Source organism: Chryseobacterium sp. 27AL, from assembly GCF_057815395.1.
On sequence record NZ_JBYRIW010000001.1, the window covers coordinates 721715 to 735463 of the forward strand.

Annotated in this window: 16 protein-coding genes; 6 read left to right on the forward strand and 10 right to left on the reverse strand. The window is 35.0% G+C overall.

All coding sequences use genetic code 11. The annotated features are described in order from the left end of the window. Window positions 1-136: 136 nt before the first annotated feature. A complete protein-coding gene (locus tag AC3WV0_RS03045; RefSeq protein WP_488843884.1) occupies window positions 137-1303 on the forward strand; it encodes a cytochrome-c peroxidase in 1167 nt (388 codons plus the stop codon). A 307-nt stretch (window positions 1304-1610) separates the two neighbouring features. Continuing rightward, the gene (locus AC3WV0_RS03050) at window positions 1611-2072 is read left to right on the forward strand and encodes an Lrp/AsnC family transcriptional regulator (RefSeq protein ID WP_488843885.1); all 462 of its coding nucleotides are present in this window, start codon (window positions 1611-1613) and stop codon (window positions 2070-2072) included. Window positions 2073-2177: 105 nt separating this feature from the next. Here the strand turns inward: AC3WV0_RS03050 and AC3WV0_RS03055 are convergent, their stop codons facing one another. Together AC3WV0_RS03055 and AC3WV0_RS03060 are read right to left on the reverse strand one after the other, a co-directional pair. After that, window positions 2178-2771: a Crp/Fnr family transcriptional regulator gene (locus tag AC3WV0_RS03055; RefSeq protein ID WP_488843887.1), complete on the reverse strand. Its 594-nt coding sequence runs from the start codon at window positions 2769-2771 to the stop codon at window positions 2178-2180. A 194-nt stretch (window positions 2772-2965) separates the two neighbouring features. Then, window positions 2966-3547, reverse strand: a complete 582-nt coding sequence (locus AC3WV0_RS03060; protein WP_488843889.1) for a YciE/YciF ferroxidase family protein — start codon at window positions 3545-3547, stop codon at window positions 2966-2968. A 171-nt stretch (window positions 3548-3718) separates the two neighbouring features. Here AC3WV0_RS03060 and AC3WV0_RS03065 point away from each other — a divergent pair, with 171 nt between their 5' ends. Continuing rightward, complete coding sequence (locus AC3WV0_RS03065; protein WP_488843891.1) at window positions 3719-4486, forward strand: succinate dehydrogenase/fumarate reductase iron-sulfur subunit; 768 nt, start codon at window positions 3719-3721, stop codon at window positions 4484-4486. A 17-nt stretch (window positions 4487-4503) separates the two neighbouring features. Here AC3WV0_RS03065 and AC3WV0_RS03070 read toward each other — a convergent pair whose 3' ends face one another. The 5 genes from AC3WV0_RS03070 to AC3WV0_RS03090 form a co-directional block, all read right to left on the reverse strand. Beyond that, window positions 4504-4881 (reverse strand): hypothetical protein, encoded by a 378-nt coding sequence (locus AC3WV0_RS03070; RefSeq protein ID WP_488843893.1) that lies wholly within the window; start codon window positions 4879-4881, stop codon window positions 4504-4506. A 14-nt stretch (window positions 4882-4895) separates the two neighbouring features. Then, the gene (locus AC3WV0_RS03075) at window positions 4896-5123 is read right to left on the reverse strand and encodes a helix-turn-helix domain-containing protein (RefSeq protein ID WP_488843895.1); all 228 of its coding nucleotides are present in this window, start codon (window positions 5121-5123) and stop codon (window positions 4896-4898) included. Further along, entirely contained in the window at window positions 5078-5491 is a 414-nt protein-coding gene (locus AC3WV0_RS03080; RefSeq protein ID WP_488843897.1) for a Crp/Fnr family transcriptional regulator, read from the reverse strand. Before AC3WV0_RS03080 ends, AC3WV0_RS03075 begins: the two co-directional genes overlap by 46 nt. Before the next feature lie 468 nt (window positions 5492-5959). Next, the gene (locus AC3WV0_RS03085) at window positions 5960-6172 is read right to left on the reverse strand and encodes a hypothetical protein (protein WP_488843899.1); all 213 of its coding nucleotides are present in this window, start codon (window positions 6170-6172) and stop codon (window positions 5960-5962) included. Between the two features lie 183 nt (window positions 6173-6355). Continuing rightward, on the reverse strand, window positions 6356-6961 hold the full coding sequence (locus AC3WV0_RS03090) for a hypothetical protein (protein WP_488843900.1): 606 nt from the start codon (window positions 6959-6961) through the stop codon (window positions 6356-6358). A gap of 167 nt (window positions 6962-7128) precedes the next feature. On the opposite strand from AC3WV0_RS03090, the gene AC3WV0_RS03095 reads away from it, so the two are divergent. Beyond that, window positions 7129-8607 carry an alpha-amylase gene (locus AC3WV0_RS03095; protein WP_488843902.1) on the forward strand — a complete coding sequence of 493 codons (1479 nt, stop codon included), beginning with the start codon at window positions 7129-7131 and terminating at the stop codon, window positions 8605-8607. 497 nt (window positions 8608-9104) lie between these two features. Beyond that, window positions 9105-9905 (forward strand): HAD family hydrolase, encoded by an 801-nt coding sequence (locus tag AC3WV0_RS03100; RefSeq protein WP_488843904.1) that lies wholly within the window; start codon window positions 9105-9107, stop codon window positions 9903-9905. Between the two features lie 65 nt (window positions 9906-9970). Here AC3WV0_RS03100 and AC3WV0_RS03105 read toward each other — a convergent pair whose 3' ends face one another. Then, window positions 9971-10390 (reverse strand): hypothetical protein, encoded by a 420-nt coding sequence (locus AC3WV0_RS03105; protein WP_488843906.1) that lies wholly within the window; start codon window positions 10388-10390, stop codon window positions 9971-9973. A 357-nt stretch (window positions 10391-10747) separates the two neighbouring features. Between AC3WV0_RS03105 and AC3WV0_RS03110 the strand changes: the two genes are divergently transcribed. After that, a complete protein-coding gene (locus AC3WV0_RS03110; RefSeq protein WP_488843908.1) occupies window positions 10748-12331 on the forward strand; it encodes a Na+/H+ antiporter in 1584 nt (527 codons plus the stop codon). Here AC3WV0_RS03110 and AC3WV0_RS03115 read toward each other — a convergent pair. Then, window positions 12317-12646 carry a hypothetical protein gene (locus AC3WV0_RS03115; protein WP_066440652.1) on the reverse strand — a complete coding sequence of 110 codons (330 nt, stop codon included), beginning with the start codon at window positions 12644-12646 and terminating at the stop codon, window positions 12317-12319. The two genes, AC3WV0_RS03110 and AC3WV0_RS03115, sit on opposite strands and share 15 nt — an antisense overlap. A 392-nt stretch (window positions 12647-13038) precedes the next feature. Then, window positions 13039-13686, reverse strand: a complete 648-nt coding sequence (locus AC3WV0_RS03120; protein ID WP_488843910.1) for a DUF1349 domain-containing protein — start codon at window positions 13684-13686, stop codon at window positions 13039-13041. Window positions 13687-13749 lie beyond the last annotated feature (63 nt).

A 13749-nucleotide genomic window follows, 5' to 3' on the forward strand; every position in this document is an offset into this window, starting at 1 on the left:
TTATTGTTACATCACTAGAACTAATTCTACACATTTTTTCTTTATCCCTGATTTATAGCCTGCTTATTTATTTTTAAAAGCTCCATTTAGTATCAAATTTAAAAAATATTATATTTTTGCTAAAATTATAATGGCTATGAAGAATGCACTAAGCTGGGTTCTTGTTTTGTTTCTTCTTGTTTCAGTTTTAAATAACTGTCTGAACAATTCGGTAAAGAGAGATATGAAGCAGAAACTTGCGATGATGGAAAACCTCAGGAAATTATATTCTTCAGGCGATTCTTCAAAATGGCCGAAACCTGTCCTGGATCCGGAATCTGTTTCATCATATGCTGAAATTGGTCATTTACCGGAAATTACTTTTCCCTCTGATAATCCGTATTCTGCAGATAAAGAAGTATTAGGAAAAACTCTTTTTTTTGATCCCCGGCTTTCAAAATCAAATCAGATTGCCTGTGCATCATGCCATGACCCTGAATTAGGCTGGTGTGACAGCAGAACTTTTTCTTTTGGTCACGACCGGCAATTAGGAAATCGCAACGCAATGAGTATTTTCAATGTTGCCTATGCCAAAGCTTTATTCTGGGACGGCCGCGCTACTTCACTGGAAGAGCAGTCAAGAATGCCCATTGAAGACCACAGGGAAATGGGAGAGCATATGGATATAGCAACCGGCAAAATTGCCAGGATAAAAGGCTATGAACCCTTATTTGAAAAAGCGTTTGGTGATAAAGCCGTTACAAAAGACCGTATTTCAAAAGCTATTGCGACTTTCGAAAGAAAAGTCAGAAGCTCAGCAAGCAAATTTGATCAGTTTATTGACGGAAAAGCAGAAATCTACACCGATGATGAACTGATGGGATTGCATCTTTTCAGAACCAAAGCCCAATGTATCAATTGCCATAATTCCGGATACTTCTCCAATAATAAATTTGAAAATATAGGAACGGCTTTGTTGGGCGAAAAAGCAGAGGATCTCGGGCGATATCTCACTACAAATGATCCCGATGATGCCGGAAGGTTCCGTGTTCCGTCATTGAGAGAAGTTTCCCGAACCGGGCCTTATTTTCATAATGGCTCAATGACTACGTTAGAAGAAGTGATTCAGTTTTACAGTAAAGGAAATCCTGAACATTCTCAGAATCGCTCAACAGTCTATGAAGGTAAAACATTAAGATCAGAAAAATCAGGGATGGTAAGAATGCTGGATCTATCTGACCAGGAAGTTTCACAGCTGGAAGCTTTTTTAAGGACATTATCGTCTAAGACAGAAAAAGTTTCTATTCCGGAATTACCTCAGTAACAAAAAGCAGCTGTACAAATATTGTAAAACTGCTCCCCCTAAGATTAATATACTAATGTAATTTTAATTTTTTGAAAAAGAGAGCACTCCAAAAATAGGAGCGTCTCTCATATAAAATATTCCCTTTTACTTTTTATTATTATCAAAAACCAATTGTAACAGCTTTTGTCTTTAGTAAAAATAGAGATAAAGAATAATATATTGAATTATTATTAAAAATTAAGTTAAATATGCTTTTTATAATTATTTATATGGAATAAAATTCTCTATATTTGTTGAAATATCAACATTTAAAGAATATTATTCTATGGACAACCTTGATGATAAAGATTTGCAGCTTCTGAGACTTCTTCAAAAAGACGCAAAATTGACTGTTAAAGAACTCGCGAAAGAAGTAAACCTCTCGCCGTCACCTGTTTTTGAAAGGGTAAAAAGACTGGAGCAGGAAGGGTATATAAAAAAATATGCTGCATTACTTGATGCTGAAAAACTTAATCTTGGATTAACGGTGTATTGTCAGCTTAAGCTAAAAAGCAATGACAGCTATCTCGCTATAGAATTTGAACGTGAAATTCTCGAAATTGAAGAAGTAGCAGAATGCTACAGCATTTCCGGTGATTTTGATTTTTTACTGAAAGTATACGTACGTGATATGAAACAGTATCAGAATTTTGTCTTTAATATTCTCGGTGCCGTACCGTCTATAGGAAGTACACACAGTACTTTTGTAATGGCTCAGGTAAAAAATACGTACGGACTGACTGTTTAAATAATAAGCTTTTCCCTGTAAGATTATAATGAGACTTCATGCTGATGATGAAATCTCATTAGTTACATTAATTATAAAAAAGTAAAATTCTGTTCCTATAATAGATTAATAGTAAATTTTTCTGTTTTCTATTTTTACAAGATTGCTGTCCTGCATTTTCTTTATTGTTCTGATGACGGTTTCTACCCGTAGCCCGGTAAGATTAGCAAGCTGCTGTCGCGTTAGTGGCACCTGATAAGAATATTTATGATCATTATTATGACCCTTTAAACAATCCATGACTGTTTTAATTTTAAAAATAGGATCGGAAGAGGAAATATTGAAAAGCATAATGTATTTATTATGCAGAATATCTGCCAGACACTGAAACATTCTAAGGGATACTTCAGGGTTATGCTTCAAAAGATTGATGAAATCACCTTTAGGAAGCTTCAGGATTTTACAGGATGCTTTTGCAGTTGCATTGGTAGGATAATATTTATCATCAAATAAAAAAGATTCCCCGAAACTTTGCCCGTCTGATAAAATATTCTGTGTAAATTCCTTTCCGTCTTCGTGATAGTTGTTAAGCTCTACGATACCGGTGATAATCTGAAAATAGAATTTCGGCATCGTGCCTTCATAAAAGATGGTATCATTCATTTCATAGGTTTCATAAAAACCGCCGTATGCCAGTAATAAATCTTCACTAATTATCATATATTAAATATTATGGTTCAACAATGAATATTTTAGTTGAATTTCGTTTAGATAAAATCAAATAATAAACCATAAAACATTATTTCTGTCAAAAAAAATACCACATTAATGCAGTTTTTATAGAATTTCAAATAAAATTATTAAAAAAAAAGAGGCCTTTATAGACCTCTCTCAAAATTATTTTAAAGTTACTCTTACATTGCCTTGCTGTTAAGGTTCGTATCAGCAACTTTTGTCAGCAACTCATCACATTTCTTTTCTTCATTTAATGTTTCCAGAAGATATTTAAAACAATCTTCTTCTTTCAATACTTTTGCGAAAGCAGCAAGCGTTCCGTATGTTGCAATTTCGTAGTGTTCTACTTTTTGTGCGGCTGCGATAATACCGGCGTCTCTTACTGTTCCGGGTTCAGTTTCTTCAATGATGCTTTTTCCTTCGTCCAAAAGTCCCTGCATGGCATCACATTTTTTTGCCTGAGCTTTTTTGCCTAATGCTTTGAAGCATTCCTCAAGTCTCTCTACGTGAGTTTCTGTCTCAGCCAGGTGATTTTCAATGGCTGTTTTCAGTTTTTCATCAGTAGCATTTTTCATCATGGTTGGCAATGCTTTTACCAATGCCTTTTCTGCCCAATAAATATCTTTTAATGAATCTTCAAACAGATCTTTCAGTTCTTTTGCAGCACCTTTTTTAGCAGGAGTCTTTGAAGTTGATTTTGATGAAGTTTTAGAAGTTGTTGATTTTGCCGCCGTTTTTTTAGCTGGTGTTTTAGTTTCCATAATAAATTGTATTTAGTGATTATTGATTGGTGATGAATCTGCAACTATAAGACCATCTTTTACCAAAATAACTACATGTGGTACCTAAAAGTATGTATCATATGAGGTCGCTCATAAATCTGAACCTGTTTTTTAATGTACATTTAAAAATTACCAAATCTAAAATAGTTTATGAGTGCAAAGAAAACCTTAAATCTTACCCTAAAAATCTGGAGACAGAAAAACAGAAAAAGCAAAGGACAATTTGAAATATATAAAATTTCTGATGTATCCACAGACTCGTCTTTTCTGGAAATGCTGGATATTCTTAATGAACAGCTCATCAATGAAAACAAAGAGCCCATAGCTTTTGATCATGATTGCCGCGAGGGAATTTGCGGAATGTGCTCTTTATATATCAACGGAAGAGCACACGGGCATGATACCGGAATCACAACCTGCCAGCTTCACATGAGAATGTTTACAGATGGCGAAACAATTGTTGTAGAACCCTGGAGGAGTATTGCTTTTCCTGTGATTAAAGATCTTATTACCGATCGTAGCGCTTTTGACAGGATCATGGCTGCGGGAGGATTTATTTCCGTAAATACCTCAGGAAGTACGTTGGATGCCAATGCTATTGCCGTTCCTAAAGAAAATGCAGATAAAGCAATGGATGCTGCAGCCTGTATCAGCTGTGGCGCATGTGTTGCCTGCTGTCCCAATGGTGCTGCAATGCTTTTTGTTGGTGCCAAGGTTTCGCATTTTGCGTTGCTTCCCCAGGGAAGGGTAGAAGCAAAGCGCAGGGTTTTGAATATGGTGAAAGCCATGGATGAGGAAGGCTTCGGCAATTGTTCTGTAATCGGGGCCTGCGAAGTGGAGTGTCCCAAAAATATTTCACTCGACAATATCGCCAGGATGAACAGGGAATATATGAATGCATGGATCACTACAAAATGATCCATGCATTGGTTATTTTACTTTGAATTGATTTTAATGTAGCGCATCCAGTATCCAAAAAAGATCATCTGGATGATTGCATCTACAAGGTATACCCATTTGATAACTTTTCTGAAATAATAATATCCTTCTGCAGCCGCTAATCCAAGACAGCATATCATTATTGAAATAACAATAATAAAGTTTCTTTTATGATTTACCGTCAGGTATAATAGCAGAAAACAATAAGGCAACAACAGTAAACTCACCGTTTTTACCAGCCACACATCTGTCTTTTCACCGGTAACATCCATGAAACTCTGAATATGAAGAAGTGGCCATACCGCAGTGATGGTATAATATATTGTCTGAATGAGAGGAACAATTCTGAAATTCCGCATATCAATCAAAAGCATAGAGATCTGAAATGTTAAAAGAAAATCTTCCGGTTTTTTATTCTCACGATTTTATTTTTTTCCATTGCCTTTATCGTTCTAATGGCGGTTTCTACGCATATTCCCGTGAGATTTGCAAGCTGCTGTCTGGTAAGCGGTATTTTAAATGAGAACGGTTCCTGCTTTTCCTGACCGCTTTTCAGATAGCTCATTACACCTATGAGCCTGTCACAAGGATTTTGTGAAGAATTTTTCTGAAGCATAATATTCTGATAATAAAGTAATCAGACATCGAAAGGCAAATTTCCAGATAAAGCTTAGGATACGTTTCCAGGAGGCTGAAGAAATTTTCTTTACATATCTTCAGCACTTTACAATGGGTAAGTGCTGTTGCGTCCATAGGATACTTTTTGTTAAGGAAAAGAAGAGCTTCACCAAAACTTTGCCCTTTCGACATGATACTCTGGATAAACTCCTTTCCATCTTCCGTAAAATTGTTCAGTTTTACCTGTCCATCCGCGATCTGGTAATAATACAGTGGAGTGTTTCCTTCATTAAAGATAAACTCTCCCGGACTGTATTCTTTCATCTCCGCGCCGGCAGAGATAAGGTAATTTTCATTAATAGCCATAATAAAATGTTTTAGTGTGTGAGATTATCTTTTATCTTTTTATCATATTTATTGTACGCTGTAGCTTGTTATTTTGTAATAAATAGCCCATCCCGCAAACAAGATCACGATGATCCATATCCAGAAAGGAATTGTCTGTGGTTTTCGCTTCCGGTAATGAGAAAACTTTCCAGCTGGTATGTTCCACATCCGGGACAACATATTTAATACCTGCATAAAGGCCGATTGTTGTACCGATGATCAGCCAGAAAACCACTGTACCAGGAAAAGCAGAATAAGCTTTGTAAGTTTAGGAGAGACATAATTTATAAAAGATGAAGTTCTTCTTTAGTTGGAAAAATCCTTAACCCCTCTACGGAATAAAAATTTAAAATAACAGTAATGACTACAAAAAATCCTTAATTACAGATATCACAAAATGCTAGTTTCATTAATGAAACCTGTGTTAATAAAGATATTCCGTAAAAATTATTTGCTGTTTTTGATGGAATCTACATCATATACCGTACTGTCCATAGGTAAAGTATCATCTCCCGAATCGGAATTGATTCCGGCGGCTCCGGAAACCATACTGTCGCCCGTATTCAGACTATCGATATGAGTCGGCTGGGTTTGAGGTTCCTTTTTGCAGCTTACGACAATAATGCTTGCAAACAAGGTTAGTAAAAGGAAATTTTTCATAATATTAAATTTGTGGTGTGTTATTCAAAGGTAGACCATCATACTCAGCTTTTTTATGACTGGTATCATAAGGTTTCATCTATATCTGGAATATTTTATCATTACAAAAAACTCCTCAATGATGAGGAGTCAAGAAAGTAAAAATGGAGTGAAAAACAATTAATATACTTAAAGCTATACTATTTAATTAAAATCAAGAAGTCCGTCTGTCAGCAGCTTCCACTGGATTTTAGAAAATCCCATCATTCCTCCCACAGCAATCATAAAGTTTCTTATCTTATCCAGAAATCCCGCATCGAAATTTGGTTTTTCATTTCTTCCATAAACGCCTGTCTTTACCGAATATCCTTCTTTAGCGATCATAATGTTGGAAGTAGCAGACGCCCTGTAAAAGTGAGCGACACGTCCTTTTGGTTGGTTAGGATCTTTTGATGGCCGGCAGGTGATAAGATATGATTCGTAATTATCGATCTGCCTGTGAGCAATATTGGTAATTTCTACCCAGTCGTATCCTCCTGCTTCTTTTGTACCCGGGCCAGGAATGCCGATTCTTATGAAATCTCCCCTTTGAGGAGTTCTGTTAACCGGCTGCCCGGATTCACTAAAATGTTTAAATTCAGATGATGCTTTCCCGCAATATTCTTTCCATTCATTAATTGAGAAAAAACGTTTTTTCAGGATCTCAAATTTGGCATCTATTTCAGTAGCTTTAAATTGTTTTTTGCTTTCAGTATCATGGAATCCGCCGCTTTTCTGTGCAGGAACTCCCGGAATCTGTTTAGGTTTCATATAAGATTTATCTTGTAGGTGTTAAACAAAGGTAGCAATGTGTATCATAAAGTTATTATGAGCAGAATCACAATAAGCATATTTCACAATTGAGTGTAATCATATATTTTGTTAACTTTATTCTCGAAATTCGTTTAGATCAATAAATAACGTAACTTTTATCAACTATGAACGGAGTCATTATTCAATATTTCCACTGGTATTATAACGGTAAGCTTTGGAATGAATTTGCAGAAAATGTGGGCTATTTAAAAGACCTTGGAATAACAGCAGCGTGGCTTCCGCCGGCTACAAAATGTAGTCTGGGACTAGAGGGAAGAGGATATGATGTGTATGATCTATATGATCTGGGCGAATTTAATCAAAAGGGAGACATCGCAACCCGCTACGGCACAAAGGAAGAATATATTAATGCCATTGATAAAGCCCATCAACAGGGAATTGCGGTATATGCTGATATCGTACTCAATCACAGAATGGGTGGTGATGAAGCAGAAAAAATAACAGTTCATAAAGTGGATGAAGAAGATCGAAACAAAGTTGTTTCCGATGCATTTGAAGTTATGGCTCAGACAAAGTTTACTTTTCCTGCACGAAAGGGTAAATATTCAGACTTCATTTGGAATTATCATTGTTTCAGCGGTATTGACTTTGTTCAGAAAGATGGTGAAGAACTAAATGGAATTTTTAAAATTCATAATGAATACGGTACGGAATGGACAGACGCCGTAAGTCATCAGTTCGGAAATTATGACTACCTGATGGGTGCGGATGTGGAATACCGTAATCCACATGTAATCCAGGAAATGAAAAACTGGATAAAATGGTACCTTGAAACGACCAAAGCAGATGGCCTCAGGCTTGACGCTTTGAAGCATCTTTCTTCTGATTTTCTGAAAGAATGGATTACTTATATAAAAACAGAAGTGAATCCTGAATGTTTTGTTTTGGGCGAATTCTGGAAAGATGATGCGGAAAAAATTGCTTATTTTTCTGATAAAATGGATGATCTGATATCCTGTTTCGATGCACCTTTACATTATAATTTTTTTAAAGCGTCTGAAGAAGGCAGTAATTATAATTTGTCTCAAATTTTAAACGGGAGCTTTTTAAGCCAAAAGCCTGTGTTTTCAGTTTCATTTGTTGAAAACCACGACACCCAAAAGCTACAGGCGCTGGAATCTGCTGTTAAGCACTGGTTCAAGCCTATTGCTTATGCCATTATCTTACTTTCGGAAGATGCATATCCCTGTATATTTTATCCGGATCTTTTCGGCGCAGAATATACCGATAACATAGACGGTAAAGAAATTAAAATTACCATGCCCAGAATTGAACTTTTACCTAAACTTCTTGAAGCAAGACAACGTTTTGCTGTAGGGGAGCAGATCAGATATTTTGATCATCCCAACTGTATTGCATGGGTAAGAAAAGGCAATAATGACAGCTTTGGATGCATCACAATAATTTCAAACGGCGAGGAAGGTTTTAAAGAGGTTGATTTGGGTAAAGGAAATGCAAATGCAATATTTAAAGATTTTCTTAATCAAAGAGAAGAAAAAATAAAAACCGATGAAGAAGGAAAAGCCATCTTCAGGGTAAATTCCTGTTCGGTAAGTGTTTGGGTTAAAACTGATTCGCTATAAGTCTAAATTTAATGATGTTTAAAACAAAAAGCCTGAAGCTCAATTGAAGCTTTCAGGCTTTTCTTCATTTGTAAATGTGGGTTTCATACAGTTTAATTCGGTAATTTCATATAAATGAGATGAAATCATTATACTGCACAAATCTTCCATGCTAACCATGTATAATGCGATATTATCAATATGGCTGCTAACCGCAAAAGTTGCAAAAGACGAGCTCAACTTTTAATTAAAGTTGATAATAACAAATGAAAAAAGATTACAATAGCTTAAAAATATCTTCGATTTTTATTCATTTGAAAACTTTAAATATACTAATCATTTCATTGTAATTATCTTTTGCAACTTTTGACTACGTCGAACCTTTGGTTGCGTTTAATTCTGAAATTAGTTTAAAAAAGTTTAATATCAATAATCAATACTTGAATATGAATAGATAAATTACATTAAAAATTATTAGTATATATTTGTGATGAATTTAAACACTGAAAAATATTTTTATGAATGATATCAGGATGATTGTAACGGATATGGACGGAACTTTTCTCAATTCAGAACATGAGGTAAGTCCGGATTTTCCGAAGATCTATGAAGAACTTAGAAAAAGGGATATTTTATTTGTTCCTGCCAGTGGAAGGCAGATGCTCGGAATTACCAAATACTTTGGAAGTCTTGAGAACGAAATGGCATTTATCGCAGAAAACGGAGGCTACGTCATCTACAAAAACGAAGAACTTTTTGCAGATAAGATGGATCAGCAATACATCGCTGAAATTATTACTGCCATTCGCAATATTACAGGAGCAACAGCGGTTTTGTCAGGAAAGAAGAAAGCTTATGTAGAAACGGGCAACGCTGACTTTATCAATTATATATCACAATTTTATACTGATAATGAAGTTGTGGAAGATCTTACGGCAGAAAATAATGACAGCATTTTTAAAATTGCTGTTTATCATCCGGATGGTTCCGAATTAAACGTTTATCCTTTTCTGAGAGAGTTTGAAAAATACAACCTGGAAATTGTCGTTTCAGGTAAGTATTGGCTGGATATCATGAATAAAAATATCAATAAAGGAAATGCATTGGAAAAACTTCAGCAAGCCCTGAATATTTCTCCACAGCAAACCATGGCTTTCGGCGATTATATGAATGATATTGAAATGCTCAAAAATTCCAAGTATTCTTACGCCATGAAAAATGCGCATCCTTCTGTAAAAAAGGCAGCAAATTTTGAAGCCTGCTCAAATGATAATTTTGGAGTTTTAAAGATTATTAAAGATTATTTAAATACAAATTGATCAAAAAAAAGATGCTGTTTCAATTTCTGAAGCAGCATCTTTCTGATTTGGAAAATATATTATAATTAAGATTCGGTGCCTACTAATCCGTAGCTCATAGTTGCCGGTTCTTTGCCAAAAAGGCAAGAGAAAATATTCTGAAATTCGTGAATGTATTTACATCTGATAGAATTTCCATAAATTTTCAATCCGTGTACGATTTTCTTTGAGCTAAGATCAATATCATATTTTATAAATGCTTCCGGTCTTTCATATCTGATGCGCTGATCAGAGCTGTAAGTTCTTAAAAAACCGAATTTTTCCAGCCATTCTTCTGTAATCTGGATCGGCTTTATAGAATTTGCCGGAACAGAGAAGCTATGAATGTCATTTTCAATTTTCACAAAATAATCTTTTTCATTAGTATCCTGAAATATTTCAGTGATGTTATAAATCTGATTTTTGTATTCTACTAAATTTTTGATTTTTAAATCTGCAACGTTCATGATATTTTGTGTGTTTGAGTTATTATCCAAATTGGGTGATATGTTGTGACTTAATATTTACAAATACTATGCCTTATGTTTTGAATACTATTTAAACGCCTGATACTTTTTAATTTTTTTTACTGCTGTAAACCTTATAACCCCTTTAAAACAGGCTATCAGCAATATTTAAACAAGAATATAAAAGTTAAAAATGTGGTATTTGTGTGGTATGTTAAATTTTTAATCTTTTTATTATTTATCAATTTAAAGTGACTTATTGTATTGTGATTTATAAAATATAACCCTATTTAATCTATCAGGGTATAAATTTTTCCAGAAAATCGTTTAAATTTATTACTTAAATTAATTTACTGAATGATAGAAGATTTTCCTTTTTATCTCACGCTGATCATTATTATCATGCTCCTGATCATGCTGGCAAATAAAATTAAAGTGGCTTATCCTGTTTTGCTTGTTGTTGCCGGTTTGGTCATCAGCTTTATTCCGAATATTCCCGCAGTAAAAATACATCCCGAACTGATATTCATTATATTTCTCCCACCGTTACTTTATGAAGCGGCGTGGAAGATCTCGTGGAAAGAACTCTGGAAATGGAGGAGGATAATAGGCAGTTTTGCCTTTATTGTCGTATTTCTTACAGCAACAACGGTAGCTTTTGTGGCCAATCATTTCATTCCCGGATTTTCGCTCGCCCTCGGATTTTTGCTTGGAGGAATTGTTTCTCCTCCGGATGCGGTAAGCGCAGGAGCCATTCTCAAGTTTGTGAAAGTGCCCAAAAGAATGTCTTCCATCCTTGAAGGAGAAAGCCTTTTGAATGATGCGTCATCACTTATTATTTTCCGTTTTGCTTTGATTGCTGTTGCTACAGGACAATTTATCTGGCATGAAGCTGCTCTGAGTTTTTCATGGATGCTGATTGGCGGAATTGGTATAGGACTGCTGATAGGATGGCTGTTTATGAAAGGACAGAAAATATTACCTACCGATGCCAATATGGATACTATTCTTACGATTGTCGCTCCTTATTTAATGTATATCGCGGCTGAAGAAGTTCACAGTTCAGGAGTTTTGGCAGTAGTAAGTGGTGGTTTATTGCTGTCTAATCATCGCCATAGTTTTCTCAGTACTTCCTCAAGACTTAGGGGCATTAACGTCTGGGAAAGTTTGGCATTTGCATTAAACGGCCTTGTTTTCATTTTGATTGGTCTTGATCTTCCTGAAATAATTTCCGGGCTGGAAGGTGTAAGTATTTCATCAGCCATTGGCTATGGGCTTTTAATTGCAGCAGTTCTTGTATTGGTAAGATTATTATCGGCGTATGGTGCGGTAGTGGTTACTCTTATTGCGAGAAATTTTATAACAGTAGCAGATTCCAGGAATCCGGGTGTGAAAGTCCCTGCTGTTTTAGGCTGGACAGGCATGAGGGGTGTTGTTTCCTTAGCTGCCGCTCTTTCAATTCCTGTAAAGTTATACCCTGGAGGTCCAGATTTTCCTCAGCGAAATCTCATTCTTTTCATCACATTTATTGTTATCCTTACAACGCTGGTTGTTCAGGGACTTACTTTGCCATATATTATTAAAAGGGTAAATCTTCCTGAGTATGACGATCATTTACCGGATGATGAAGCAGAAGATCTGATCCGTCGCGAACTGGCAAAGCTTACCGTTCAGCATTTAAAAGAAAATCACAGTGATTTGCTGGGTAAAAGTGTGTTTCTGCAACAGATTCACGAAAAATGGAAAGGTAAAATTGATGAAGATTCAGATATAAAACTTTCCTCCGAGACTAAAGATGCATATCTAAAGCTTCTGGATGCCCAAAGAGCATGGCTCATTGAGCAAAATCATGATGAGAAGCAATATTTCGATGAAGATCTTATTCGAAAGCATCTCCTGAAAATTGATCTGGAGGAAGAAAGAATTTTATTGGTTCATTAAGAAAACAAGAACTTTCTGAAGATATTCATCTTCTTTAAGCACCTTATTATAAGACTGCCTCGCATAAACAGGTGAAAGCTCGTAATTATCAGGCTTTGAATTGATATCCTCATTTTCAATATAATTGAGGTGACGAGTATAATCTTTAATAAGTTTGTTAATTGTTTTTCTCTTCATTTTGCACAAGGTATTGTTCTTTATTTTTTGTAAAGAATTAAGAATGAAAGATTTATCACCGTGGAAATTCACAACATTTTTTACAAAAGAAAGATTGTGATTATCCTGCATTACAGAATGTTCATCTTCAAAAATCATGATCGTTAAAGGTATTAATAATTTAAAAATGGTTCAAAGCACTTAATGATTGTAAAAAATCAATTGACGGGAATGGAAAATGACTTCCTCAATACCTTGATAAGGCTGTCTTTCGGGGTTATAAAGTGAGTTGACATCATATTAGATTTAATGGTTGGTGTGTAAAACTGATAAAATATTCTTGATTTTATATTTAATTTTTTTTATTCAAATATCTAACCAAATATTAATTTTATTTTAAAAATATTAAATAATTGTAATAAAACTGCCGTAAAATGAAATTATTTATTTAAAAATGCGATTTTGTGGTATCCTGGAATCGTCTGATAAAAAAAACCTCTCTGATCAGGAGAGGCTAATAAAATTGACTAAGTATTGAAGTTTAATTCAACCTATTTGTTGCTTTTCAGCCATTTCAGTCGTCGTTCATCCGGTAAATGTTTTACGCTAAAATTTTCGAAAGTAGCATTAAACCCGTCACCATCCGGACAGGCAGCCATAAGGCCTACCATAACAGGAGAATTATCCTGTAGATGGGCATTACGCATCATGGTATAGTTTTTATCGTCAAAAGAATAGAATATTTCCACGGCATCAAGTCTTCGTACCGCTTTTATCCAGATATCGGATGGCGTTTTATCTAATGTTATCACACTCCAGTCACTGGTTGTATGGGTGACAACTGTACTTAGATTGTATTTTCCGTCTACAAATTCAATTCCTGCTTTGATATAATTTTCCTTATCAATCCTCAGCATAAGGCCCATCTGGTCGAATCTTGCCTTGTAATTTCCTTTTATTTTTACCTTAGCTTCAAACTCTCCACCATATGTTGAGTATAGAAATGGAGCATCATCTACTGTAAATCCATAATGTGAAATCCTCCAGTAGTCGCTTTGAGGCGTCACAAACATATTTAAGGCATTATTCCTGATTTCCCATCTTGAAGGCTCATTAAACCATACCATTTTTTCTAATGTCTGTGCAGCGATTTTATTGACCATACACAATACAAAAAAACTTAAAAATATTTTCTTCATTTTAAATCCTGCGATTACTCTACGTATAATTATTATTAATTTAGCAAAAATATTATTTAAAGG